The sequence below is a fragment of the Streptomyces sp. P3 genome, from assembly GCF_003032475.1.
Classification (GTDB): Bacteria; Actinomycetota; Actinomycetes; order Streptomycetales; family Streptomycetaceae; genus Streptomyces.
On record NZ_CP028369.1, the window covers coordinates 2,354,097 to 2,379,024 of the forward strand.

The 24,928-nt window shown below is 69.9% G+C and carries 17 protein-coding genes, 1 tRNA gene and 1 other RNA gene; 12 read left to right on the forward strand and 7 right to left on the reverse strand.

Annotation, left to right across the window (positions count from 1 at the left end; genetic code table 11):
* The first annotated feature begins 56 nt into the window (after window positions 1-56).
* The 4 genes from C6376_RS10580 to C6376_RS10595 are packed head-to-tail and all read left to right on the forward strand — an operon-like array spanning window position 57 to window position 2,748.
* Window positions 57-320 (forward strand): hypothetical protein, encoded by a 264-nt coding sequence (locus C6376_RS10580; protein ID WP_107443190.1) that lies wholly within the window; start codon window positions 57-59, stop codon window positions 318-320.
* 16 nt (window positions 321-336) lie between these two features.
* Window positions 337-780 (forward strand): hypothetical protein, encoded by a 444-nt coding sequence (locus C6376_RS10585; protein ID WP_107443191.1) that lies wholly within the window; start codon window positions 337-339, stop codon window positions 778-780.
* The gene (locus C6376_RS10590) at window positions 777-1,277 is read left to right on the forward strand and encodes a hypothetical protein (RefSeq protein ID WP_107443192.1); all 501 of its coding nucleotides are present in this window, start codon (window positions 777-779) and stop codon (window positions 1,275-1,277) included. The genes C6376_RS10585 and C6376_RS10590 overlap by 4 nt, the downstream gene beginning before the upstream one ends.
* On the forward strand, window positions 1,267-2,748 hold the full coding sequence (locus C6376_RS10595) for a ThiF family adenylyltransferase (RefSeq protein ID WP_107443193.1): 1,482 nt from the start codon (window positions 1,267-1,269) through the stop codon (window positions 2,746-2,748). Before C6376_RS10590 ends, C6376_RS10595 begins: the two co-directional genes overlap by 11 nt.
* 130 nt (window positions 2,749-2,878) lie before the next feature.
* Here the strand turns inward: C6376_RS10595 and C6376_RS10600 are convergent, their stop codons facing one another.
* The 5 genes from C6376_RS10600 to C6376_RS10615 form a co-directional block, all read right to left on the reverse strand.
* Window positions 2,879-4,603 carry a relaxase/mobilization nuclease domain-containing protein gene (locus C6376_RS10600; protein ID WP_107443194.1) on the reverse strand — a complete coding sequence of 575 codons (1,725 nt, stop codon included), beginning with the start codon at window positions 4,601-4,603 and terminating at the stop codon, window positions 2,879-2,881.
* Window positions 4,600-5,235: a mobilization protein gene (locus C6376_RS10605; protein WP_367881040.1), complete on the reverse strand. Its 636-nt coding sequence runs from the start codon at window positions 5,233-5,235 to the stop codon at window positions 4,600-4,602. Before C6376_RS10605 ends, C6376_RS10600 begins: the two co-directional genes overlap by 4 nt.
* A gap of 122 nt (window positions 5,236-5,357) precedes the next feature.
* Window positions 5,358-6,302, reverse strand: a complete 945-nt coding sequence (locus tag C6376_RS10610; RefSeq protein ID WP_107443196.1) for a DUF2637 domain-containing protein — start codon at window positions 6,300-6,302, stop codon at window positions 5,358-5,360.
* Window positions 6,299-6,424, reverse strand: coding sequence for a hypothetical protein (locus C6376_RS46105; RefSeq protein WP_301554692.1), 126 nt, complete (start codon window positions 6,422-6,424; stop codon window positions 6,299-6,301). Before C6376_RS46105 ends, C6376_RS10610 begins: the two co-directional genes overlap by 4 nt.
* A 261-nt stretch (window positions 6,425-6,685) precedes the next feature.
* A complete protein-coding gene (locus C6376_RS10615; protein ID WP_107443197.1) occupies window positions 6,686-8,221 on the reverse strand; it encodes a DnaB-like helicase N-terminal domain-containing protein in 1,536 nt (511 codons plus the stop codon).
* Between the two features lie 330 nt (window positions 8,222-8,551).
* Between C6376_RS10615 and C6376_RS10620 the strand changes: the two genes are divergently transcribed.
* The 3 genes from C6376_RS10620 to C6376_RS10630 all read left to right on the forward strand — a co-directional run bounded on the left by C6376_RS10620 (window position 8,552) and on the right by C6376_RS10630 (window position 11,282).
* Window positions 8,552-9,076: a helix-turn-helix transcriptional regulator gene (locus C6376_RS10620; RefSeq protein ID WP_107443198.1), complete on the forward strand. Its 525-nt coding sequence runs from the start codon at window positions 8,552-8,554 to the stop codon at window positions 9,074-9,076.
* Between the two features lie 123 nt (window positions 9,077-9,199).
* Window positions 9,200-9,499: a helix-turn-helix domain-containing protein gene (locus tag C6376_RS10625; protein ID WP_107443199.1), complete on the forward strand. Its 300-nt coding sequence runs from the start codon at window positions 9,200-9,202 to the stop codon at window positions 9,497-9,499.
* A 10-nt stretch (window positions 9,500-9,509) separates the two neighbouring features.
* Window positions 9,510-11,282, forward strand: a complete 1,773-nt coding sequence (locus C6376_RS10630) for a tyrosine-type recombinase/integrase (RefSeq protein ID WP_107443200.1) — start codon at window positions 9,510-9,512, stop codon at window positions 11,280-11,282.
* A 108-nt stretch (window positions 11,283-11,390) separates the two neighbouring features.
* On the opposite strand, the gene C6376_RS10635 is transcribed toward C6376_RS10630, so the two are convergent.
* Window positions 11,391-16,271, reverse strand: coding sequence for a type ISP restriction/modification enzyme (locus tag C6376_RS10635; protein ID WP_216825583.1), 4,881 nt, complete (start codon window positions 16,269-16,271; stop codon window positions 11,391-11,393).
* A gap of 308 nt (window positions 16,272-16,579) precedes the next feature.
* Window positions 16,580-16,667, reverse strand: a tRNA-Ser gene (locus C6376_RS10640).
* Between the two features lie 71 nt (window positions 16,668-16,738).
* On the opposite strand from C6376_RS10640, the gene ffs reads away from it, so the two are divergent.
* From ffs to C6376_RS10665, 5 genes are all read left to right on the forward strand, one after another.
* An RNA gene (ffs, locus tag C6376_RS10645) (signal recognition particle sRNA small type) lies at window positions 16,739-16,837 on the forward strand.
* A gap of 75 nt (window positions 16,838-16,912) precedes the next feature.
* Window positions 16,913-19,306 carry a DNA polymerase III subunit gamma and tau gene (locus C6376_RS10650; protein ID WP_107448890.1) on the forward strand — a complete coding sequence of 798 codons (2,394 nt, stop codon included), beginning with the start codon at window positions 16,913-16,915 and terminating at the stop codon, window positions 19,304-19,306.
* 107 nt (window positions 19,307-19,413) lie between these two features.
* Entirely contained in the window at window positions 19,414-20,664 is a 1,251-nt protein-coding gene (gene purD / locus C6376_RS10655; RefSeq protein WP_107443201.1) for a phosphoribosylamine--glycine ligase, read from the forward strand.
* A gap of 365 nt (window positions 20,665-21,029) precedes the next feature.
* Window positions 21,030-23,000, forward strand: coding sequence for a hypothetical protein (locus C6376_RS10660; protein ID WP_107443202.1), 1,971 nt, complete (start codon window positions 21,030-21,032; stop codon window positions 22,998-23,000).
* 382 nt (window positions 23,001-23,382) lie between these two features.
* Window positions 23,383-24,906 (forward strand): N,N-dimethylformamidase beta subunit family domain-containing protein, encoded by a 1,524-nt coding sequence (locus C6376_RS10665; RefSeq protein WP_107443203.1) that lies wholly within the window; start codon window positions 23,383-23,385, stop codon window positions 24,904-24,906.
* Window positions 24,907-24,928: the final 22 nt, after the last annotated feature.

The following is a 24,928-nucleotide window of genomic DNA, read 5'->3' on the forward strand; positions in this document are numbered from 1 at the left end:
CTTTGCTGAATCAGTAGAGTGCTCCTGTGTCACCCCGAACGCCTTAGGAGATCGGTATGCCCCAGCCCCGCGAGATCAAGATCACGGTGACCTCCGCCCTCGCCGAGCACCCGTACCAGCACGACTACGACCCGCAAGTGACCGCCACGAGCGTTCTGTCCGACAGCCTCACCGCCTTCGGCTTCGCCAGCGACGGCACCACCCGCTACTACCTGTTCCACGACGGGCACGAGGTCCCTCCCGAGGCAACGGTGGGCGGGCTGGCCGGGCACGCCAAGGCCCTGCACCTGAAGCTGCGCACCGAGACCACCAACGGCTAGAGCCCGGGAATCAGTCGTGGATCTCGAGAGCCGTCTGCGGCTGGCGGGCGACGTCCCGGCGGTCGAGGAGTTCCTCTCCTCGACCGCCGGCCGCCTCCACCACCGCGACCAGGACCCCGACGGCCTGTTCTGGGCCGAGGTGCAACCGAACAACGGTGAGCGCGCAGCGTTCATCGCCCGGATCGAGTGGACGGTCTACCCCGACCGGCCGCCCTCCCTCATCTTCGTCGAGTCGGTCGGCGTCTCCGGAGTCGGAGCATCCAGTGCCTGGCCGGGAGCGAACGGCTACCGGTACGACTCCAATGACGTGTGCAAGCCGTTCACCGCCGAAGGCCAAAGGCTTCACCCCGAGTGGAGCAGCGGGCCGCACTCCTGGCGGAGCTCCGGCAATCCCTTCCTGTACGTGATGGAGAACCTGCAGGACGACGTCGATCGCGTTGACGGGAGGCGTGCCGGATGACCACCGACACGAGGAAGCTGGTGCTGCCGGCCGGCGCTGTCGACCCGGTACTCCAGGAGATTCAGCGCCACGGGCTGGCCGACCAGGAGACCGGCGCGCTGCTGCTGACCGGGCGGTCGGACATGCACGTGCTGGTCGTGGCGGTGGCCGGGACGGCGGGGATCGTGCGGGGTCCGGGGCTGTTCACGGTGAGCGCGGTCGCGTACGACCGGCTGTTCACCTTCGCCGAGGAACGGTCCTACCGGGTGCGGGCGATGATCCACTCGCACCCTGAGAAGGCTTTCCTGTCGCGGACCGACCGCGCGTACTCGTTGCGGGTGCCGGGGTTCGTCAGCGCTGTCGTCCCGACCTACGCAGCGCCGCCCGCCGACCCGGCGTCGTGGGGGTGGTGGCGTTTCGAGCAGGACTGGGTGCCCTGCACCGCTCCGGTTGTCGATCCGGCGCTGTCCCTGATGCGCACGGTGATGTTCGACGAGGAGGGTGTCCGTGAGTACTGACTACAGCCGCAGCGTACGCCTGGGCGGCCTGGCCGCCGGCGTGGAAGACACCACCCTGCGGGAGCGGATGGACGGCATCCTGATCCACCTGACGGCGGACGGGCACCTGCCTGCGGCCGCCGAGACTCTCGAAGTACTGGTGGCGGACCTGCGCCGGTGGCCGGTCCGGCTGAGTCTGGACCCCGGCTGCGGACCGGGACGGCTCGACGACGAACTCATCCGCAGGCTGGTGGAAACGGCGGCCGGGATCGATCCGGACCGGCCGCTCCGCATCGGCGAGGCCCAGAGCAGGGCGCCGCTGCATCTCCACGTGGGAACCGCACCTCCGCTGGGTACTGCGGTGGCTGGCGCGCCGGACGGGCACGGGGTCCGTCTGCGGCACACCGGTCATCCTTTCCCCCGGCTCAACGCGCCCGGCACCGGGCTGGGCGCGGTCCTCACTGCGGCGATGCTGGCCGGCGAGGCGTTCAAGGTCGTTGCCGGGCTGCCGGAGGGGAAGTTCCAGGTGACCCCGGTGGTGGACTTCTGCCCTGTCCTCCCCGGTGAGCAACCCGGGTTCGTCGTTACCCCGTTGCCTGCGCTGGAGCAGGTCCTGCTGGGCGGGGGCGGTGCGATCGGCACCGGCATCGCCCTGGTCCTGGACCTGCTGCAGGTCTCCGGCGAGTTGACGGTGGTGGACAGGGAGGTCTTCGAGAAACCGAACGTCACCTCGTACAGCATCGGTATCCTGGCCGACGCGACTGCGTGCCTACCGAAGGTGCGGTTGATCGACGCACGCCTACGGCGGATCGAGGTGACTCCGTTCCACGGGACGATCCAGGCGTCCATCGAGGCCGTCGATGCGGGCACCCTGCCGTGGCCCCGGATCGTCCTCGGCGGACTGGACAGCGTCGCAGCCCGGCACGACCTGCAGCGGCTGCAGGCCGATCTCACCCTGGACGGCAGCACCGGCGGCCCGGTCGGCACCACTGTTGCCCTGCACGAGGCACTGCCCACCGGCCCCTGCCTGCGCTGCTACTTCAAGGCCAACCACACCGGGAAGAGCGCGGAGCAGCGACTGCATGAACTGACCGGGCTCCCGCTGTCCCGAATCGCCCTCGGGCAAAAGCCGCTGACCGAACGGGACCTGGAAGGCTTGGACGATCAACAGCGGGAGCTCGTCGGGCAGTTCCTCGGACGGCCGGTGTGCGGGCTGATCAACTCGGCTGAGCTGACTGGTAGAACGGACGACGGGTTCCGTCCTTCGGCCGCGTTCGTAGCCCAGCAGGCCGCCTGCCTGGTCGTCGGCGCCTGGATCGCACGCAGCACGGGCCTGGTCACCGGGCCTCCACGACGCATCGAGTACGACACCCGCTTCGGCCCCCGGCCCGACCAGATGATCGACCACCGGCTTCCCACCCCCGGGTGCGTGTGTCAGAAGGACGCTGCTCTCATCAACCACATCCGACAAGCCCGACGCACCCACCGTTGACACCCGGCTGGAGGAAGCAGCAAGGAGCGGAGTGTGCAGGTGGTGACGGGCCCGACCATGGTGCGGTCGGGCCCGTCATCTGTTTACCAGGAGCTATTCGGGCACCCTCAACGCGTTCGTCGTGCCGTGCTCAACGGCGCCGTGCCCGCGATGCCGGTGATACTGGCATCGTCCGCGCGGCAGACATGTGATCGTTGGGCCGGTTGGCCCGGGTGGCTTCCTGGGCTGGGGCGTACAACGGGAGATCCGCGGTGCGGCGCAGACGCCAGACGAGAACGTCGCTGACGGAATCAGCGGTGTCCAGTTCCCGGCCGGCGGCGGCCTCGGCGAGCAGGGCGCGGGGATTGTGGCCGGCGCGTTCGGTGTCGGCGAGGGTGGCGGCCAGGGCGTCCCAGCCGGGCTCGGCCAGCACGGTCTCGGCGAGCCCTGGCAGGGCGGCGCGCACCGTGGTGGCGTGGTGGTGGCGCAGGGATGGAGCGATATGGCGGCCACGTTCGCGCAGCACCATGAGGGGTTCGGCGGCTGCCTGCTGGTAGGCGGCCCGCAGGTGTGTTGCGGCTCGGCGGGCGGCCTCGGCCTGCTGGGCGTGCTGTCGCTGGGCGTGCCAGTGGGCGGCGGCGATGGCGAGGAAGACTAGCGTGTCCAGGACCATCGCGGTGCCGGCCCCGTCCTCGCCCCGGCCGAACGCGGGCCCGCTGTACACGAGGTCACGGGCCGCACGGCGCAGGCCCTGCGCGTGGCGGAACTCGGCGCGGGTATGGGAGCGGGAGGCCCGCTCGAAATCCCAGGCCGCCTGCCGCAGTTCGTTGCGGGTGTGGAGGGCCGAAGTCTTGGCGAGGGCGTCGAGGACCTCGCTGGCGGCGGCGATCTGGGCGGCGGCTGCGCCGTCGTCGCTGCTGTGGTCGAGGACGATTACTGCCGCCCAGGCCGCGTGGGCGGTCGTGCGCCGTGCTGCGGCGGGTGCCGAGAACGCGGTAGCGCGTTCCTGCCGCTCGCTATCGGCGGTCCCCGGTGGGGTGGAGTCGGTAGTGAAGCGTGCCTGGATGCGGGGCAGGGACAGGTCAGGGGCGAGCGTGGAGCCGGCGTAGTAGATCGGTTCCTTGTCCCCGTTGCGGTCACCGGGCAAGGCGACCGTGTAGCCCTTCAGGTCGCCGGAAGGCAGGACCCTGGTGCGTACAAGCAGCCCGGCGTCCTTGAGGCGGTCGAGGAACTCGTCGGTGGAGGCGGCACCGGCGACCGCGCGGCGCACGGTCTCGCGCAGCTCCTCGCGCGCAGCGCGGTCCCAGCCCAGGCGATCGGCTTTGTGCCGCTCGGCGCTGGTGGTGCGCTTCGCCGCTGTGCCGTCGCCGGGGGCAACGCGGTGGAGGTCGTAGTCGGCTTCGATGAGGCGGGCTTCGGCCTGGGCGCGTTTGCCGGAGCGGTGGTGGTCGGGGCGGCGGCCGTCTTCGCGGACGAGGGTGGCGACAATGTGGATGTGGTCGTCCGCGTGGCGGACGGCGGCCCAGCGGCAGCCAGCGCCGTCGCCGGGGTCGATGCCGGTGGCCGCGACGATGCGGCGGGCGATGTCGGCCCACTGGTCGTCGGTCAGGATCGGGTCGTCGGGGGCAGCGCGCACCGAGCAGTGCCACACGTGCTGCTCGGGTCGCTGGTCTGCGTCGAGCAGGTGGAGAGGTTGGTCGAGGAGGTGAGCGAGGTCCTTCTTCGTGGCCGAGGGGTCGCGGCCGGGGTCGGGGGCCAGATGGTCGAAGGAGGCGGCTAGGTGCGGGTCGACATGCTCCTCGTGCGTGCCCTTGCCGTAGAGGTAGTGGAGCAGACCGAGGGTGCTACTGCCCTGCCGGTGGATGCTGGGGATCAAGCCGCCTCACCCCCCTGCTCCTGGCGGTTGGCGACCCGGTCGACGGCCTTCTTCGCAGCATTGGCCGCGCGGTGGACGTCGGCGAGCACTTCCTTGAGGTAGGGCACATCGGCACCGGAGTTGAGCACCTTGGCCACCTGGTTGAGGTTGCTGCCGGCCCAGCCGAGTTGCCGGCGCATGGCGAACAACTCCGTGAGCACATCGCGTTCGGTGGCGATGGTGACGGCGGTACGGGACTGGTCGCGGGCGGCGGCCAGCGCGGAGTGGGCGAGGAAGCCGGCCAGACTCATGCCGACGGCATCGGCGCCGGCCTGGATGATGGCGTGCTCGTGATCGCTGAGGCGGACGCTCTGTGCAGGACGCTGCTTCTTCGCGCGCGGACGCGCCTTCCCCTTGATCTTGGTCCGCCGCGTACGGCCGGCCTTTCCCGGCTGCGATCCGCCCTCGGTCGCAGCCTCCCCGTCCAGCGCCCCCTGGTGCCGGACGGGCCCCGCCACCCCCGGGGCGGGGTCGGGTTCGGGCGCTCCCCCTACGGGGGAGTGTCCGAACCTCCAACTTGCTGTGCTGTCTGGGGCAGGGGTGGTGGTTATTGCCTGCTGGGCGGCGCGGGTTTCGTGGTGAGGGTCGTGCATGGATCGGTTCTCCGTTGGGTGGTGGTGCCGGTTGCCTCGCTGTGCGGCCCCGTGCCCCGTGCTGCTCTGCGCGGGGCCCGGGGGATTCGGATGGGTGAGGCGAACGGTGCGTTTGCGGCGGATCAGGCGGTGCCGACGGGGGCTGCGTCGAGCTCCCTCCGTCGCTCCGAGGTGGCTTCGTCGAGAGGCTCGGCCTGGCCAGTGCGCTCGGCCTGCAGTTGATCGCGCAGGGCGCGGGCGCGGTTCTGCCCGATCCGTAGTGCGCTGCGCAGACGCTCGGCGCTCAGCCGGTCGTCGCTCCAGTCGGCGGTCAGGCGCCGGGCCTCGCCGAGGACTTCGGCGTCGGTGCGGGTGCGGTCGGCGATCGACTTGGCGGTGGCAGGGACCCGACCGGTCGCCCGACGCGGGGCGGCTCCAGTCGACTCCGCCGCAGCGGCCGATCGGTGCGGTCGGGTAGCCGGGACCGACCCGTCGGCCACAGTCGGCCTCGTCACGAGCGCCTCGGCGACCTTCATGGGGGTCGACTCGGTCGGATGCTCGGGGGCCGATGCGGCCTGGTCAGACCTCGACCGTGCGGCCTGCTCGTCAGGTTGCCGACTCACCGATTGGGCAGAGGCTGTTTCGGCAGAGTCGGCCGACTCGGGGTTGTGGTGCAGCACCTTCGCCACGAGGTCCGACCCGAAGTAGATCGACCCGACCGGGAGCGAGGTCGCCAGCAGTACGAGAGCCCAGTTCGCGGGGTCCCAGTCGGCCAGTCGGCCCCACTGCGTCGACGTGCTGTGCAGGGCCGGAATGAGGCCGTGCACGTAGTTCAACAGGAGGCTGGCGATCGTGTAGGTCGCCAGGACCCGCAGCGCGAACTTGCGGTCGGTACCGGTCAGCACGAGCGTGGCGACCAGCGCGAGGGCCATCAGCCCGTCGACGACGATCGGGTAGAGCAGGGCGGCTGTGGAGTCGGCGCCGATGGCGCCGGCCACGTCGGACAGCGCGTTCCACGAGACCCGGAAGGCCATGAGGACGACGGCCACCAGGCCGACGACGAGGATGATGCGTCCCAGGCGGTTCACGCGGCGACCCGCAGCGGGTGCGTGTGCTCGGCGGCTGGGTTGAGCGGGAGCAGGGCGATGCCGGCGTGGCTGCTTCGGTTGCCGCGTATGGCTGCCGGGGCGCTCGGGGCAGGGGAGTGCAAGGGCGGGCTCCAGGGTGGTGCGGTGAGGCTTGTGGCGTGCGAGTGAGGGGCGTTCACGCAGGGGGCGTTCACGCGGGCCCCCTTCTAAAGGGGGCCCCGCGCGTGATCGCTTGCGTGCGTGTACGGCGTGAACGCTCGCGTGATCGCTTGACCTGCGGTTTCGCGATGAGCGTGAGCGCTGTGAGCGGTTCACGGCCCGGTGTTCGAGTGAGGGCCGCGTGTACGGTCGCGTGATCGCTTCCGGGCGCTGTCGCTGGGGCGTCAGCCGACGGCGGTGAGGTGGCGTGCGGAGGCGTAGTAGCGGGTCTGCTGTCCGCCTCCGGCTCCTCCGGCGACGCCGTCGGCCCTGGTGGCCAGGCCGCTGTCGACCAGGCGACCAAGGTGGCGCCGTGCCTTTTCCACGTCGGCGCGGTCGGGGTCGCCCCCGCCGATCAGGGTCACTGCCAGCTCCCGGGCGGTCAGTCCGCCTGGGGCGTTGCGGAGCAGGACGGCGGGGTCCTTGGTGGGGTCGACCGTGGTGGTGCCGCGCACGTGATCGTGGGTGACATCCAGCGGGCCGATCTCCCCGGTGGGGGTCTTGAGGTGGTGCAGGGTGACGGCGGGGTCGCCGGCCTTGCCGGTGACGAACAGGACGCTGCCTGCGCCGGAGACGTACCAGGTGGAGCCGTAGACCTGGTCCAGGCTGGGGCGCTGGCCGCGCGGGGCATCGGCGGTGGCCTTGCGCTGGTGGTGCAGCTCCAGGATCTCCACGCCCTCTCGCAGGGCGCGGTTGCGGGCGTTGTGGAAGGCGACCGCGAGGCTGTCGTCGACCATCGTGCTCACAGCGTCCTTGAGGCTGTCGATCACGATCGTGTCGGCCCGGTGTGCGGCGGCGAGGTCGGCGAGGAGGTCGGGTTCCTTGTCCAGGCTGGCGGGCAGCGGGCCCTGCCAGACGACGAGCCCCTCGCGCAGGATCTTCTCGTCGGAGTCGAAGACTCGGCGGGCCATGGCCTTGGCGATCTGCTTGGGGCGGTCCATGGCTAGGTAGAGCACCCGCCTGCTGGGCGCGACCGGCATCTCCAGGACCGTCTCCGACAGGCCCAGGCGGGCGAATACCACCTGGTGGGCCAGGGTGGTCTTGCCGACCCCAGGAGCGCCGACGATCATCAGGCTCTCGCCCGGTGCCCAGACCGTCTTCTCGCGCGTTCCCCACAGGGGCTCGGCGTCTGCGCCGGTCTCCGTGACGAAGGACCACCCGTCGGTGGCGAAGCGGTTCAGACGTCCCTGACCCGAGGCGAGGGCGCGCTCGCGCTCAGCCCGCATCTCCGCTTCGACCTCGCTGCGTATCGCCTCGGGGTCGGCGCCCGGTTCCTGGGCACGCTGGACGGTCCGCACGGCGGAGGCGAGCAGGCGGCGCAGGTCCGCCTTCTCGCGGATGATCTCGGCGTGGTGCTCCGCGCTGCCGGCGTCGTAGAGCGCACTGGCAAGCTGGTGCAGGTAGCTGGCGCCACCGACACGCTGCAGGTCCCCCTGCTGCTGGAGCAACTCGGCCAGCACGATCGGATCGGTCGGCCTGCCCTCGCGGTGCAGGGCGAGCAGCGCACGCCACACCGTCTCGTGCGCGGGCCGATAGAAGGCGTCCTCGCTCATGATCGGGCGCACCGCGTCGATCACGTCGGCCCTGTGCATGCAGGCGCCCAGGACCGCACGCTCGGCGTCGATATTGAACGGGGCGTGGAGCATGTCCGTCGGCGGCTCGGCGTCAGCGGAGACGGCGGGGGATGGCGGCTGCGGGGTCAGGGGCGTACCCTGTGGCATGAAGCTCCTCTCCTGCGGGCCACATGGGACGGCAATCCCGGCCAGGCAGGTTGATCGCTAGGGATGGCGGTTTCAGAGGTTTGCGCTTTGAACCCCTCGGTGTCGCGCCGAGGGGTTTTCTGTATGTCGGGTCTCCGGTCGGTGTCTGGGCAGGACTACCAGGATGCCACACGATCTGCAAAATGCAATGCATCTCTGCCTAGTGCAGAGAGTGTCGATGATCACCGTCTATGCGTATCGCATAAATCCCCTGCTGAACGCAGAGCGTGTGGTACAGTTTTGATTCCCTGCATATCGCAGGGGTTCCCTGCGACAGGAAGGAGGGGGTGGATGGCAGACGACGAGACCCCCGAGGGGATCTTGCTCAGCGGCGAGGAGAACGCCGCTGTACGGATCAAGCTCGAACGTGAGCGGCGCGGCTGGAGCACGACCGCTCTGTCCGACCGCCTGAACGAGGCCGGCTTCGAAATGAACCCGTCCGCGGTCTGGCGAATCGAGAACCGCAAGCGACGCATCAATCTCGATGAGGCGATCGGGTTCGCCGAGATCTTCGGCGTCGACCTCCGAAACCTTGCCGGCCCTCCGCAGCTCGCTGCGAAGGGCCGCGCCATGGAACTCATCGACAAGGTCGTCGCCGCCCACCAGGAGACCCAGCGCGCCCAGCACGTGTTCACCCGCGCTCGTGACGACTTCGACGCCTACATCGCTGAACACCCCGACATCCGCGAAGAGGCGGAAGCGATGGTCTCCAACGCCATCGCCGAAAGCCTCATGAAGATGAACGCGGAGATCTACGGGCCCCCGCCCGGCACGCAATCCGACCCTGATCACGCAGACTCCGCTCCTGACGCGTAGCGCTTCTGCCGCCCGACCTGGGCCCCGCAAACCCCCAGGCACGGAACCCACCGCACACATCCCGAGATCAACCGGCCAGGCCGGGGTTGCCGCCCCATCGCCTGCCAGGAAACGGACTTCTCCTTGCCCGAAAACGCCCTGCCCATCACCCAGATCGCCCAGCTCCTCGGCGTCTCCGAGACTGAGCTGCGCGCTCTGATGAACCAGCGCGACGCCTCCCACGGCGATGCCACCCTCGTCGGCCTCACCGTCGCCGAAGCCGCACGGCGGATCGGCGTCGGCCGCACCAAGCTGTACGAGTACGTCTCCTCCGGCGAGATCTCCTCCGTGAAGATCGGCCGGCTGCGCCGCATACCCGCCGAGGCGCTGAACGACTTCCTAGCCAGGCGCTCCGACTCGGCGGACTACACGACCGCGGCCTGAAGGGGACGGAATGACCAAGTCCCCGAAGTCCCGCCAGCCCAATGGTGCCTCCACCATCTTCCTCGGCAAGGACGGCCGCTGGCACGGCTACGTCAGTGTCGGCGTCAAGGACGACGGCAGCCCGGACCGCCGCCACGTCAGCCGCAAGACCCGCCCCGAGATCACCAAGGCCGTACGCGACCTAGAGAAGCAGCGCGACTCCACCGGCGTCCGCAAGGTCGGCCAGACCTGGACGGTCGAGACCTGGCTGACCCACTGGGTGGAGAACATCGCCGCGCCCAACGTCGGTGAGAACACCATCGACGGCTACCGCGTAGCGGTCTACCACCACCTCATACCCGGCCTGGGCGCCCACCGCCTGGAGAAGCTGGAGCCCGAGCACCTGGAGCGCTTCTACCAGAAGATGCAGGCGAACGGCAGCGCCGCCGGCACCGCCCACCAGGCGCACCGCACGGCCAACACGGCACTCAACGAGGCCGTACGTCGCCGCCACCTCACTGCCAACCCGGCCTCCATCGCCAAGGCCCCCAAGGTCGAAGAGGACGAGGTCGAGCCGTACACCCTTGAGGAGATCCAGCACCTCCTCCTCGAAGCGGGCAAGCACCGCAACCACGCTCGCTGGGTCATCGCACTCGCGCTCGGCCTGCGCCAGGGCGAAGCCCTCGGCCTGAAGTGGGACGACGTGCACTTCAGGGAAGGCGTGCTCGTAGTGCGCCGGGGTCGCCTGCGGCCCCGCTACAAGCACGGCTGTGGCAACAAGTGCGGCCGCAAGCCCGGTTACTGCCCCCAGAAGATCAACACTCGACGCGAGACGAAGGACACCAAGACCCGCGCCGGCAAACGTTCGATCGGCGTACCCGAGCAGCTGCTGACCCTGCTGCGACGGCACAAGGAGGAGCAGGACCGCGAGCGGACCCTCGCCCGTGACCTGTGGGTGGAGAAGGGGTACGTATTCACCTCGCCGACCGGCGAGCCGCTCAACCCCAACACCGACCACCACAGGTGGAAGGACCTGCTGAAGGCCGCCGGCGTCCGCGAGGGCCGACTCCACGACGCCCGCCACACCGCCGCGACCGTGCTGCTGATCCTCGGCGTCCCGGAGGCGGTCGTCGACCGCATCATGGGCTGGGAGCCCGGCAAGTCCGCCCGGATGCGCCGCCGCTACCAGCACCTCACCGGTACGGTGCTCCAGCAGACCGCCGCGAAGGTCGGCGCCCTGCTGTGGGGGCCGACGCCCTCTACGCCCGCATCGGCCTTCGGAAGTCCCGTGTCCGGCCCGAGCCAGGCCCCCGTCCCGGCGGACCCGACGGTGTACGTCGCCCGGCTCGGCGAACACCTCATCCCGTTCCTGCACCGCGAGCATGCGGAGGCGGTGGCCGTGCAGTGGGGCGCTGACCATCCCAACCACGCGGCAGAGGCGGAGGAATGGGGCCGGGAGAAGTGGGAGGACAAGGGTCCCGGCGGTGCGCGGGCCATCCGCGACAAGATGCCCGACCGCCGGATCGTCCACCACGCCCACGCGGTGTACCTGTCCGGCGGCGACCGGCTCAACACCGGCCGCGATGCCCAATGGTCCGTGATGGCCTGGGAGTTCGAGACCGACCTCTACACGGACCTTCCGGTCCGCTGGCACACCACCCGCCGCCCCGGCCAGGAGGTCGAGGCCCAGGTGCGAGGCACGGACAAGGACGCGGTCGCTACGGCCTACGCCGAGGCTTGTGCACAGGCTGTGGATCGCGCGAAGGACCCCGGCAAGTACGGCGACACGATGATGCTGTTGTGAATCCCGTTGCTGGTCTGGCCCGCGATGCAACCTGCAGGCCACGCACGGGGCATGGGCAGAGACTCGGTCTTTGCTCATGCCCCGTTCAACTGGCGGCAGGCACTCGGGTCACTCGATGATGTCGAGCGGGGGCAGGGCATCGACGATCTTCATCGTCTCCACGCTGACCGTGACGATGCGCTTGAGTAGGTCGATGATGTAGCGGGGATCCTCGGACCAGTCGTTGGGGTCGTTGACGATCCCCGAGTCTTTGTCCGTCTTCACCCAGTAGCGGTCGATGATCCACTCGATCGCGGAGCGGGCGCCAAGCTGGTAGCGGTACGCCTCCTCCGGGATGTTGGTGAGGGTGACCCGGGGGTTGTAGACGATGGCGGTGCGGTCGACCTGGCTCTTCACCCGGAGGAACTTCATCTTCTTGCCGACCCGGAAGAGTTCGCTGGGCGGGGTCGCCGATGTTGCGCCGGAGACCTGCTCGACGATCCCCGCGTACGGCTCTGCCTGCTCGTAGCCGAGGTGCAGCTCGCAGAGAGTGCGGCCGGCCGCGGCGAAATCGTAGAAGCCCTGCACCTTGGGGATGCGCGGGAGGGACTTCTTGAGATCGGCGGCGAACTGCTCGCGGTAGGCCGGGGAGTGGAGCAGGGCGTAGGTGTAGAAGAAGATGTCGTCCTGGACGATATTGGGGTCGGCGTAGGTCTCGCGGTAGGCGGCGAGCGTGGCGTCGGTGATGTTGTCGACACGCTCATAACCCTCATCAGCCTCGGCTGCGGCGAACAGATCGTCACCCTGGCCGAGCTGGCGATAAGTGTAACGGGGGAAGAACTGGCCTCCGCTTCCAGCACCTGTCACGTGGAGGTCTGGAACGGCATTCAGCATGAGTACAGAGAAGGGGACGGCGGACCCGTTGCCTACGTTGTAGATGCCAAAGTTCTCGTGCTCCGGTGTCGGGAACATTCTGGGCAACTGGTTGACGTAGCTATTCATCTGAGAGTTGAAGTACACCCACTCTTTAGTGAATGGGCGATAGCAGGCTACCTGAATGTGCTGGCCGTCATACGAGTAAAGATTTCGCCTGGTTGCCCGAGTCTTGTCAATTCGGTTCCAGCTGATCTTTGTGGGGTCCCGGTCGATGAATGCGTCGACATCGGTAATGCCTGGCGCTGCTACGCCCTTCTCGTTGCAATGCTGAGCAAACTGGGCGACCTGTTTATTGTAGAAGTCGACTGACGATTCCACGTCTTCGCCAAGTTGCGGCTTGGAAAACCTATATACCCAGGCGTCTCGACCCGTCTCCAGCCCGCGAGAGAAAAGTTCGAACAGTGGAGACGACTCTCCCTTGCCCTTGGCTCCGATGGCTGGGAAGAGTGAGAATTGTTCGTCTCGCTGATTGATCCAGTCCCCATCTGCATTCGGCTGCAGGTGCTGCCACTCAACAGAATCCAAGCTCTGCGTGCCGAGGGTGCGCAGTTTATCTTCGCGGCTAAGATAGTCGCCGATATCGCGATAGTTGAGGATGTTGCTGGCAGTGGGGGAGGAACCCTTTACGAGGACGAGAATGGCTACGGTATTCCGGCTGCCCGAGCCGAAGATCTTGCCGCCTTCCTTGCGTGCAAGTTCCCCTGCGGTTCGCTGATTTCCGCGCAAGTTGTAGCAGTAGATTGCGTCGAATTCGTCAACCAGGGACTTTCGGAGTCCGTCCGCCGTGTTTCCATCGATATAGCCACCGTTCGAGACGAACGCGACTACGCCTTCGTCCTGGATCCGGTCTGAAGCCCATCGGATGGCGCGAATATAGGAGTCGTAGAGAGAATTCTTGTTCGTGGCTGTGGACAAAGTGGCATAGGTCTGCTGAATACGTGCGTCGAGCGTCTCATACTTGAGGTTCTGGTTGTTATCGTTCTGGCTGTCCTGGCCTACGGAGTAGGGCGGGTTGCCGATGACAACCGTGATCGGCTGTGCCTTCTGCTTCTTGGCGCGCTCGCTGTTGCCCTCCAGCACATCCATGCCGTCGAGCTTGGCGGCGCCGCCCTCGGCGAGTTGGAAGGTGTCGGTCAGGACAATGCCCTCGAACGGCTGGTACTCGTCGCCCTCGTTGGCGAGTTCGTGGTAGGCGGCCTCAATGTTGACGGCGGCGATGTAGTACGCCAGAAGCACGATCTCGTTAGCGTGCAACTCGCTGGTGTACTTGCGCAGCAGGTCGTCGTGTTTGATCAGGCCGGACTGGAGCAGCCGTACGGGGAAGGTGCCGGTGCCGACGAAGGGGTCGATGATGTGGACGCCCTCGTCGGTCAGGGAGCGGCCGAAATGCTTGTTGAGGGCCTGCTCGGTGGAGCGGACGATGAAGTCGACGACCTCAACCGGGGTATAGACGATACCGAGGGCGTCAGCGGTCTTCGGGAGCGCGGTCTTGAAGAACTTGTCGTAGAGCTCGACGATGACTTGCTGGCGGCCGGCGTGGTTGTCGATGCCCTTGGCGCGGACGCGCACCGAGTCGTAGAAGTCCTTCAGGGTTTTGGTCTCGGACTCCAGGCCCTGGTCGTCGAGGACGTCGAGCATCTTCTGCATGGCCTGGGACACCGGGTTGTGCTCGGTGAAGGCGTAGCCGCTGAATAGGGCGTCGAATACGGGCTTGGTGACGATGTGCTGGGCGAGCATATCGATGGCGTCGGTCTCGGTGACGCCAGGGTTTATGGTCGCGCGGAGCTCGTCGAGAAACTCTTCGAACGCGGCCCGCTTGTCGCTCAACTGCAGCGCAGCCTTGATGCGGGTGACATGCGCCTGGGCGATGGCAGCAACGTCCTTCGCCCACAGCTCCCAGTACTGGCGCTGCCCGACCTTCTCGACGATGCGGGCGTAAATCGCTTCGCGCCAGTTCTCGAGCTTGAGTAGCTCATCCTGAACGTACTGCGCGCCTTGGGCTTCCTGCTGCTGCGCGTTCTGGGCGTCGGCCGGGGTGGTGGAGCCGTCCTGATCACCAATGGCTTCGTCATCCGGGCCGACGACCCCGATGCCAATGTTCTGCGGCGGCTGCTGGTTGAGTGAGATCTGGTTGACGGTGGCGTTGAAGCGTTCGTCGTGGGCACGCAGTGCCTGCAGGACCTGCCAGACGGTGCGGAAGCGATCGTTGTTGGCGAGCGCCTGCGCCGGTGGCATTCCGGCAGGGACGGCAACCGGCAGGATGATGTACCCGTACGACTTTCCCTCGGCGCGGCGCATGACACGGCCAACCGACTGGACGACGTCGACCACGGAGTTGCGAGGGTGCAGAAAGAGCACCGCGTCCAGGCTGGGGACGTCAACGCCCTCCGACAGGCAGCGGGCGTTGGAGAGGATCCGCGCGTTCGCGGGCCCCGGGTCCTGCTTGAGCCAGTCGAGGCGCTGGTTGCGGCGCAGCGTGTTGAACGTGCCGTCGACGTGCTCGACCTCGCAGTGCAGCACTTCGTCGTCGCCTTCGTCGTAGGCGTCGACGATGGCGTTGAAGTTCTCAGCGATGGCCTCGGAGTCGGCGATGGAGCGGGCGAAGGCGACAGCGCGCTTCATCGGGGCTTCGTCCTTGCCGAAGCTCGCACCGTCGGCGAAGGTTCCGGTCCGCTTGGCCATGGCATTCCAGCAGCCGATGATCTTCGCGGCGTCGTCCAGATTCAGCTCGGAGGCCCCGCCCGCGAAGCCCTGCTGGAGGGTCTTGGCGACTATGCCTTCGTCCACGGCGAGGATCAGGACCTTGTAGTCGGCCAGCAAGCCCCCTTCGACGGCCTTACCGAAGCCGAGGCGGTGGAACTCCGGCCCGTACAGTGCCTTGCTGTCCATTGAGGCGACGGCAGCGCTGGAGTCCTTGGCCTGCTGCTGGGTGTCCTCGTTGTAGATGCGCGGAGTGGCCGTCATGTACAGCCGGCGATCGCTGCCGAGGTAGCCGTCGTCGTGGACGCGCACGAACGCTGACTCGTCGGCGCCTGCGATGGTGACGCCGGTCGTACGGTGGGCCTCATCGCAGACGACCAGGTCGAACCGGTCCAGGCCCTTCTTCTGCGCAGCAGCGATAGTGTCGATCGACTGATAGGTGGAGAAGACCACGGTCAAGCCCGGACCCGCCGCCACGCTGGCGATCTGCTTGATCAGCTTGTCCGGGTCGGTCGTGGCCGGCAGCGCCAGGTCGTGCGTCGCCATGTCCTGGCTGTCGTTCGCGGCCTGCTGCTTTCCGACCTTGACGTCGGAGCAGACGGCGAACGGGCGCAGCGTGACCTGAGTCTCTGAGGACCATTCCCGCAGCGTCTGCGAGAGTAGGGCGATCGAAGGCACCAGGAACAGCACTGTGGTGTGTTCGCTCTGGCCGGCCAGGGCGCGCTCACTCTGCAACCGTTCGGCGATCTTCAGGCTGGTGAAGGTCTTGCCGGTGCCGCAGGCCATGATCAGCTTGCCACGGTCGTTCTCGGCGAAGCCAGCAAAGACGTCGTTGATCGCCTCGTGCTGGTGCGGTAGTGGCGACTTCTTCTTGTGCAGTTTCAGGTCGACCTCGAAGGTCACCCCGGACTGTGACGGCAGATGCCATGCGATCGGGCTCGCGGCGATGTCGGACAGGCCGAGGCGGGTTACGGGCGGCTGCTGGCCAGCCATGGTGTCCTCCGCGTTCGGGCCCCACTTCTCAGTCGTAGAGATGATCATTCGGCGGGTGAACCCGCCCTTGCCTGAGGCAGCCAGAAAGGAGTCGATATCCGGCTTCTGCACTGTGTGTGCAGTTTCGTAAAACTTGCACTGGATGGCGCAGAAGCCGCCGGTTTCCCGATCCTGGGCCACTACGTCGATTCCGGTGTCTTTCTTGTTCGCGGCGGCGCCTGGCCAGTCGGCCCAGAGCCAGACCTGGCTGAACTGCTCAGTCCACTGGGGATCGGTGCGCAGGAACTTGACCATGAGCTGCTCGAAGCGCGTACCACGCTCATGGTTGTCCTGAGACGTCTCGCGGATCACCTTCAGGACCTCGTGCACCGTCGTCGTCACAGCCCCTGCCCCTTCGCCGCCGCGTGACCGCGCCCGCCGTTCGCCTACGCATCAATTCCGGGGGGAGCCTATCTGTCCACGGGTGTCATGTTCCGGAGGAACGTACGGTTCCGGTGACCGCGCGAGGTTGCCCTGCTGTTCGAGGGCACCAGGCTCTCGTTCGGGCTCTACAAGCTGTGCCATGAGTCCGCTGGGGCCGGGCTCTGCCGATCGCCCACGGGGCAACTGCAACCAAAACTGCAACCACACACGACGAAGGGCCCCACCGCGAACGGTGGGGCCCTTCGACATCGTGCCCGGTGAGGCACTGGCGGAGGATACGAGATTCGAACTCGTGAGGGTGTGAACCCAACACGCTTTCCAAGCGTGCGCCCTAGGCCACTAGGCGAATCCTCCGCGGCAAACAATACAAGACGTTGAGGAGTGCTCGCGAACTCGTTCCCCCCGCTCGGATCCTGTAGCCTGTGCGGAGCCCCTCACGCGGCGCTATCTGACTGAACTCCCCCAGGGCCGGAAGGCAGCAAGGGTAGGTCGGCTCTGGCGGGTGCGTGGGGGGCGCTTGCGTTCCCGGCCCGGACCGGGCGGGGCCGGAGGCACTGGGCGTGGGTCTGATGTCGGTGGTCGCCTATAACCTCGTACGCGTGTCGTCTCTCGCGCTGTACCGCCGTTATCGCCCGGAGTCGTTCGCCGAGGTCATCGGGCAGGAGCATGTCACCGACCCGCTGCAGCAGGCGCTGCGGAACAACCGGGTCAATCACGCGTACCTGTTCAGCGGGCCGCGTGGCTGCGGGAAGACCACCAGCGCGCGGATCCTGGCCCGGTGCCTGAACTGCGAGCAGGGGCCCACGCCGACCCCGTGCGGGGAGTGCGAGTCGTGCAAGGACCTGGCCAGGAACGGGCCGGGATCCATCGACGTCATCGAGATCGACGCCGCTTCGCACGGTGGTGTGGACGACGCGCGTGACCTGCGGGAAAAGGCCTTCTTCGGGCCGGCGCGCAGCCGCTACAAGATCTACATCATCGACGAGGCCCACATGGTCACGTCGGCCGGCTTCAACGCGCTCCTCAAGGTCGTCGAGGAGCCGCCGGAGCATCTGAAGTTCATCTTCGCCACCACCGAGCCCGAGAAGGTCATCGGGACCATCCGGTCCCGTACACATCACTATCCGTTCCGCCTCGTCCCGCCGGGGACCCTGCGGGAGTACCTCGGCGAGGTGTGCGGGCAGGAGGGCATCCCCGTCGAGGAAGGCGTGCTGCCGCTCGTCGTGCGCTCCGGCGCCGGGTCGGTGCGTGACTCCATGTCCGTCATGGACCAGCTGCTCGCCGGCGCCGGCGACGCCGGTGTGACGTACGCCATGGCCACCTCCCTCCTCGGGTACACGGAGAGCTCGCTGCTCGACTCCGTCGTCGAGGCCTTCGCCACCGGCGACGGGGCCGCCGCCTTCGAGGTCGTGGACCGCGTCATCGAGGGGGGCAACGATCCGCGGCGGTTCGTCGCCGACCTGCTGGAGCGGTTGCGGGACCTCGTCATCCTCGCCGCCGTCCCGGACGCGGCGGAGAAGGGGCTGATCGACGCCCCGGTCGACGTCATCGAGCGCATGCAGGCCCAGGCCGGCGTCTTCGGCGCCGCCGAGCTGAGCCGTGCCGCCGACCTCGTCAACGAGGGCCTCACAGAGATGCGCGGCGCCACCTCGCCCCGTCTCCAGCTCGAGCTGATCTGCGCGCGCGTGATGCTGCCCGCCGCCTATGGGGACGAACGATCGGTCATGGCCCGCCTCGACCGCATCGAGCGCGGAGTGCAGGCGGCGGCGCAGGGCGCACCCGTCCCGCAGACGGCGCCGATGACGGCGACGGCGCCGATGGCACCCGTGACGCCGGCCATGGGCTACGTACCGGGGCCGGAGGTGCACGGCGGCGGGGCCGCGGCGGCCCGTGCGGCCGTCCGGGGCCAGGGACCGGCACAGGGATCGGCACAGGGATCGGCACAGGCGCCTGGCTCGGGGCAGGGGCAGCCGCAGGGGGCCGGCGCTTACGTGCCGGCGCCCGTACAGTCCGCCCCGCCGGCGGCATCGGGCCCGACCGCCGCATCCGCCGGCCCCGCCCCCGCCGTCCAGCCCGCTGTTCCGGCGGCTTCGGAGACGGCCGCGCCGCCTGCGGAGGAAGCTCCCGCCGCGCCCGCCCCCGGCGCCTGGCCGACCGCCACCGCGGCGGGCAGCGGGCGGCGGCCCGGCGGCTGGCCCACGGCCACGCCGGCAGGCGGCGGCCGTCCTGCGGCGGTACCGGCGGCGCCCGCTTCGGCAGCCTCGGCAGCCGCACCGGCCGCGCCTTCCGCACCGGCCGCCGCACCCGCCGGGTACCCGCCGCCCTCCGGTGGCCCGGACCCCCGGATGCTCTGGCCGAACATTCTGGACGCGGTCAAGAACCGCCGTCGGTTCACCTGGATCCTGCTCAGCCAGAACGCCCACGTCGCCGGGTTCGACGGCACGACGCTGCAGATCGGCTTCGTCAGCGCCGGCGCCCGGGACAACTTCGCGAGCAGCGGCAGCGAGGACGTACTGCGACAGGCGCTGTCCGAGCAGTTCAACGTGCAGTGGAAGATCGACGCGGTCGTCGACCCGTCCGGCGGTTCGGCGCCCCCGCCCGCCGGAGGATTCGGTGGAGGTGGCGGCGGTGCCGCGGGCGGCGCCCCGGGCGGTTACGGCAGCACCGGCAACGCCGGTGGGCAGGGCGGCTCCGGCGGTCCGGGCGGCTACGGCGGCGGTTCGACCGGGCCGTCGGCGTCGGCCGCGTCGCCGGCGTCGGCCGCGGCCCCCGGTCCCGCTCGCCAGGTGTCCCCTCCCGGGCCGGCGGCGGCCTTGGCGGCCGACGCCGCCAGACCCGCCCCGCCCCGCCCGGCCGTCCCCGAGCCGGTGGCCCCCGAGGACGACACCCCGGAGGACGACGACCCCGACCTCAACGAGTCGGCCCTCTCCGGTTACGAACTGATCGTGCGCGAGCTCGGCGCGACAGTGGTGGAGGAGTTCACCAACGAGTAGCGGGGCGACTGCAGCGGGGTGACTGGAGGAACGCACGAGTGCGGACTCCCCCGCTCTTCGGAAGCCCGCACAAAGCGTCGCGCGCTCCGCCCGTTAGGCTGACCCCCGTGAACGTCCTCGTCATCGGCAGCGGCGCCCGCGAACACGCCCTGTGCCGCTCACTGTCCCTCGACCCCGCCGTCACCGCGCTGCACTGCGCGCCCGGCAACGCCGGCATCGCCGAGGTCGCCGAGCTGCACCAGGTCGACGCCCTGGACGGCGAGGCCGTGTCGGCGCTGGCCGTCGAACTGGGCGCCGAACTGGTCGTCGTCGGCCCGGAGGCGCCGCTGGTCGCCGGAGTCGCCGACGCCGTGCGCGAGGCCGGCATCCCGGTCTTCGGCCCCTCGAAGGAGGCCGCGCAGCTGGAGGGCTCCAAGGCGTTCGCCAAGGACGTGATGGCGGCGGCCGGCGTGCCGACCGCCCGCTCCTACGTCTGCACCACCCCGGAGGAGACGGCCGAGGCACTCGACGCCTTCGGCGCCCCGTACGTCGTCAAGGACGACGGACTGGCGGCCGGCAAGGGCGTCGTCGTCACCGACGACCTGAAGACCGCCGCGGCGCACGCGGCTGCCTGCGACCGCGTCGTCATCGAGGAGTTCCTCGACGGCCCGGAGGTCTCCCTCTTCGCGATCACCGACGGCGTGAGCGTCGTCCCGCTCCAGCCCGCCCAGGACTTCAAGCGGGCGCTCGACGGCGACGAGGGCCCCAACACGGGCGGCATGGGCGCGTACTCGCCGCTGCCCTGGGCCGATCCGAAGCTGGTCGACGAGGTCCTGGAGACCGTTCTGCAGCCGACCGTGGACGAGATGCGCCGCCGTGGCACCCCGTTCTCCGGGCTGCTCTACGCCGGTCTGGCGATCACCGGCCGCGGTGTCCGCGTCATCGAGTTCAACGCCCGCTTCGGGGACCCCGAGACGCAGGTCGTCCTGGCCCGTCTGAGGACACCGCTGGCCGGTGTCCTGAAGGCCGCGGCCACCGGCGACCTCGCCGACCTGCCGCCCCTGCGCTGGAGCGACGACGCGGCCGTCACCGTCGTCATCGCCTCGCACAACTACCCGGACGCGCCGCGCACCGGCGACCCCATCACCGGCCTCGCCGAGGTGGCCGCCGAGGACGCCCCACACGCGTATGTGCTGCACGCCGGGACGAAGCAGGACGGCGACGCGGTCGTCAGCGCAGGCGGGCGCGTGCTGTCCGTCACCGCGGCCGGCGCCGATCTCGGTGAGGCGCGCGAGCGCGCCTACCGGGCGGTCGCGCGCATCGGACTCGACGGTTCCCAGCACCGCACGGACATCGCCGAGAGGGCGGCGGGCGCGTAACGCTCCGGCCCCGCTCCGCCGCGGGCTGCTCCGGCAGCTCCACCCTTCCCACCAGGCGATTTCCCGCCGGAATCCAGGCCCCGGGCCTCCACGGAACCCCTCACTGAGGGGCCGTGGAACCCGGGGCCTGATCGTTGCCCTGTGTCATACACCTTTCCCCAAAGCCATTCCATCGAGTGAGCGCTGAGCTATCCGGCTGACGGGGGCCGGAGCGCCAACTAGGGTGCGGCGCAAGCGTCCCGGCCGTCGTTCCGGCACTTGGCCCACCGGCATTGCGATGTCGGTGGCGGGTGCCACAGTGGGGGAGTGAGCACTGCGAGACAGCCGGGGGACACAGGACTGCAGGGAGGGGGTGAGCTCCGGTCATGACCGGTATGGGTGTGGAGATGGGCGCGCAGGCGGCGCGCGCCCGGGCACTGGCCGTGCTGCGCATCCGCAGCCGCGCTCTCGCCCTGGCGCTGCTGCCCGCGGCCGCCGCGGTGATCCTGCTCGTGGGCGGGACGGCCGGGCATCTCGTGGGCGCGGGCTGGGAGGCCGCGCGCTGGGCGGTGTCCGCCGTCGCGGTCGTCGTCCTGCTCTCGGCCGGGGTGATCGCGCTGGTGGTCGCCCGCGCCCGGCCCGCGGTCAGCCCCACGGTCGCCGTCGCCGAGCGGGCGGCCCCCGACCTGTACCGGCTGGTCCGCGACCTCGCCGACCGGCTGGACGTCCCCGCGCCCTCCGCGATAGCCCTCACGCCGGACTGCGACAGCTGGCTGGAGGACCGCACGCACCGGGCCCATGGCTCGCCGCCGCCCCGCGGGGCCGACGAGATAGCCGGCCCGGGCGGCTCCCGCGGCACCCTGCACCGCCGTACGGCGACGGCGCCCGTGCTCGTCATCGGCTCCCCGTTCCTGTGGTGGATGCGGGTGGGCGAGCTGCGGGCCGTCCTGGCCCCGGTCGTCGCCGGCACCGGCCCGTCCGCCCACCCCGACATAGCCGCCGCCCGGCGGTACGTGCGCGGGCTGGACGCCGCGGTGGCCGTCTGTGCCGAGCGCGCCGGCCGGAGCGCCGTCCTGCGCCCCTTCTGTTCCGGCGTCGGCTGGGCCGCGCGGCTGATGCTGCGCGGCTGCCAGGTGCACGTCGGCGAGATGGAGCGCGGGGTGGCCGCCGCGGCCGCCGAGCGCGCACAGGCCGTGGACTACGGGCTGCGCATCGTCGCCCAGGAGCAGGTGGGCCTGGCGTACGCGGGCTGGGACCGGCTCCTGACGCGGGTGGCGCTGCCCGCCTGGCGGATGGGCCGTTGGCCCTCCCGGCTGGACGCGGGAGTCGTCGCCGCCCTCACCGAGTTGTCCCGCCGCGACCGGCTCGCCGAGGGCTTCGCGTCCCGCCTCGGCGAACGGCCCGCATGCGACCTGCTGGAAGAGCCCGGCGTGGTCGACGAGGCCGCGTCGCTGCTCGCCGCCCGTCTCTTCCACGGCGGTCCCGCCGAGCCCGGCCCGCACTGGTCGCCGGTGGCCTGGGACGACTACCCGGACGAGGTCGTGGACCGTAAGTGGCGTACCGACGCGGCCCGCCTCCACCGGGTACTGGACGCTCTCGGGGTCCGCCGGGCCCCCGACGCCACGACCGCGGCACACGCCGGCGGGCCCACCCTGGCCCGCGTCCTGGACCACCTGACCCATCCGGCAACCCCGGCGGACGGCCGCTTCCCGGCGGACCCCCTCCGTCCGTCGCCCGCGCTCCCGCCGAAGGACCCGTCCCCGGCGCTGCCGCTGCCGCCGACGGAGGCACCGGGCACGTCTTCCGGCACAGATGTCGGCACCGATGCCGCTGACTCCGCCGCCCGCTTCGCCGCAGGTCCCCCTCCCGCGCCGCTCCCGCCCCCGGACGCGTCCCCGCGACCCGAGGCCGAGGCCGACGGCGACGGCGACGACCTGCCGGCCCCCAACCCCCGCAGCGCCGCCCTCGCCGCACGCATCGGCGTGGAGGTCGGCAAGGAGGAGGCGGCGACCGCCGAGGCGGCACCCGTCGGTCCTCCGGCCCCCGGGCAGGGTCCCGACGCGGCCCTCTGGGACGACGACGCGCTCCCCCTGTTCCCCCTCCAGCCGCCGCGCTCCGACCGGGAGCTCCTCGCCGACCACGTCACGGCGATGGTGTGCTGCGCCGCGATGGACACCGTCGGCGCGACCCCTGGCCTCGACTGGCTCGACGGCCCGACCCTCATGGTCGACGGCGAGCGGGTGGCCGACCTCGCCCCCCGGGTCCTCAGCCTCGTCGAGGACGGCGACGCGGTCCCGTTGCGGACCTGGCTGGTGGAGCTGGGGATACGCCCCGAGAAGCCGGTGCGGCTGGGCTGAGCGCGGCGAAGGGCACGGTGCCCCGCCCGGCGGGACGCACCGGAGCACCGTCTTCCACTTTCGGCCAATCCGCAACGAATCGTGACCGTCTGCGCGCGTTATGTGATGTGCTGGGATCGAACGAGCCCATGGCAAGGGCGCGGGACATAGGACAAGCCGCAGGGGCGGGCGGCGCACGACGGGCGACGGCGGGCTGACGGGCGGCGGCCGGCCGCTGTCGCCCACCCGGCGTCTCGCACCCGGCGACGCGCACAGCGCTCACGTCACGTACGCACGCAGGAGCCACCACCAGGCAGCAAGAGCACGAGGACGAGCAAGAGGACGAGCACGAGCCGCCATGAGTCGCCACGAGCCACCGAGGGGCACAGGGGAGGGGAGCACCATGGGACCCGGACCAGGACCGAAGCACACCCGCCGATGGGAGTCGGGAGCGCTGGCCCACGCCGTGACGGACCCCTTCGGCCAGGGCCCCGTCCCCTGGCTGCGCGGCAGCGAGACGTACTTCGACGACACCGGCCAGGTCGTCCCCTGGTACGTGGACCCGAACCCGTCCCCCGGCATCGCGCGGGGCGCCGGAGGTCCCCGCGTCCCCGCCCCGCGCACCGCGCCCGGTTCCGGCGCTCCCCGGTCTGCCGACGACGTCCGCCGTCAGATCAAGGGGTTCGTCTCCACCGGCGCGGTCGCCCCGGGCGAGGCCCTCGACTTCCACATCACGGTCGACCCGCCGCAGGAGTTCAGCGTCGACGTCTACCGCATCGGCCACTACGACGGCGACGGCGCGGCCAAGATCACCACGAGTCCGCGCCTCTCCGGGATCGTCCAGCCTCCGCCGTTGACCGCCGACCGCACGGTCTCCTGCCACCACTGGTGGCTCTCCTGGCGGCTGCAGGTCCCGTCGTACTGGAACGTGGGCGCGTACGTCGCCGTCCTCACCACCGTCGACGGCTACCGGTCGCACGTGCCCTTCACGGTCCGCGACCACCAGCCCGCCGACCTGCTTCTGGTCCTCCCCGATGTCACCTGGCAGGCCTACAACCTCTATCCCGAGGACGGCCGCACCGGTGCCAGCCTCTACCACGCGTGGGACGACGACGGGCGGCTCCTCGGCGAGGCCGACGCGGCGACCACTGTCTCCTTCGACCGTCCGTACGCCGGCGCGGGCCTCCCGCTGCACGTCGGCCACGCCTACGACTTCATCCGCTGGGCGGAGCGCTACGGCTACGACGTCGCCTACGCCGACGCCCGCGACCTGCACGTCGGCGCCGTCGACCCCACCCGCTACCGGGGCCTGGTCTTCCCCGGTCACGACGAGTACTGGTCGACGCGCATGCGCCGCACCGTGGAACTCGCCCGCGACAGCGGCACCTCGTTGGTCTTCCTCTCCGCCAACTCCCTGTACTGGCAGGTCGAGTTGGGTCCGTCGCCGTCGGGCGTTCCGGGTCGTCTGCTCACCTGCCGCAAACGCAGGGGGCCCGGGCGGCCCGTGCTGTGGCGTGAGGTCGACCGGGCCGAGCAGCAGCTGATCGGCATTCAGTACGCGGGGCGGGTGCCCGAGCCGCACCCGCTGATCGTCCGCAACGCCGGACACTGGCTGTGGGAGGCGACCGGAGCAGGGGAGGGCGACGGCATCGAGCACCTGGTCGCGGGAGAGGCCGACCGCTACTTCCCGCGGACCGCGCTACCGCCCCACGAGGACCGCATCCTCCTCGCCCACTCCCCGTACAGCGACAGCCGCGGCGTCCTGCGTCACCAGGAGACCTCCCTCTACCGTGCCCCTTCAGGCGCCCTGGTCTTCGCCTCCGGCACCTTCGCCTGGTCCCCGGCCCTGGACCGCCCCGGCCATGCGGATCCCCGTATCCAGCGCGCCACGGCCAACCTCCTGGACCGCATCTGCAAACGCGACTGACGTCCGTACGCCCGCTCGCCCC

What these genes read in the sequence shown, in the direction of transcription:
- C6376_RS10580 (WP_107443190.1), top strand. Translation starts at nt 57, where the DNA reads ATGCCCCAGCCCCGCGAGATCAAGATCACGGTGACCTCCGCCCTCGCC.
- C6376_RS10590 (WP_107443192.1), top strand. Translation starts at nt 777, where the DNA reads ATGACCACCGACACGAGGAAGCTGGTGCTGCCGGCCGGCGCTGTCGAC.
- C6376_RS10605 (WP_367881040.1), bottom strand. Translation starts at nt 5,235, where the DNA reads ATGCACGACCCTCACCACGAAACCCGCGCCGCCCAGCAGGCAATAACC.
- C6376_RS10615 (WP_107443197.1), bottom strand. Translation starts at nt 8,221, where the DNA reads ATGCCACAGGGTACGCCCCTGACCCCGCAGCCGCCATCCCCCGCCGTC.
- C6376_RS10620 (WP_107443198.1), top strand. Translation starts at nt 8,552, where the DNA reads ATGGCAGACGACGAGACCCCCGAGGGGATCTTGCTCAGCGGCGAGGAG.
- C6376_RS10630 (WP_107443200.1), top strand. Translation starts at nt 9,510, where the DNA reads ATGACCAAGTCCCCGAAGTCCCGCCAGCCCAATGGTGCCTCCACCATC.
- C6376_RS10660 (WP_107443202.1), top strand. Translation starts at nt 21,030, where the DNA reads ATGACCGGTATGGGTGTGGAGATGGGCGCGCAGGCGGCGCGCGCCCGG.
- C6376_RS10665 (WP_107443203.1), top strand. Translation starts at nt 23,383, where the DNA reads ATGGGACCCGGACCAGGACCGAAGCACACCCGCCGATGGGAGTCGGGA.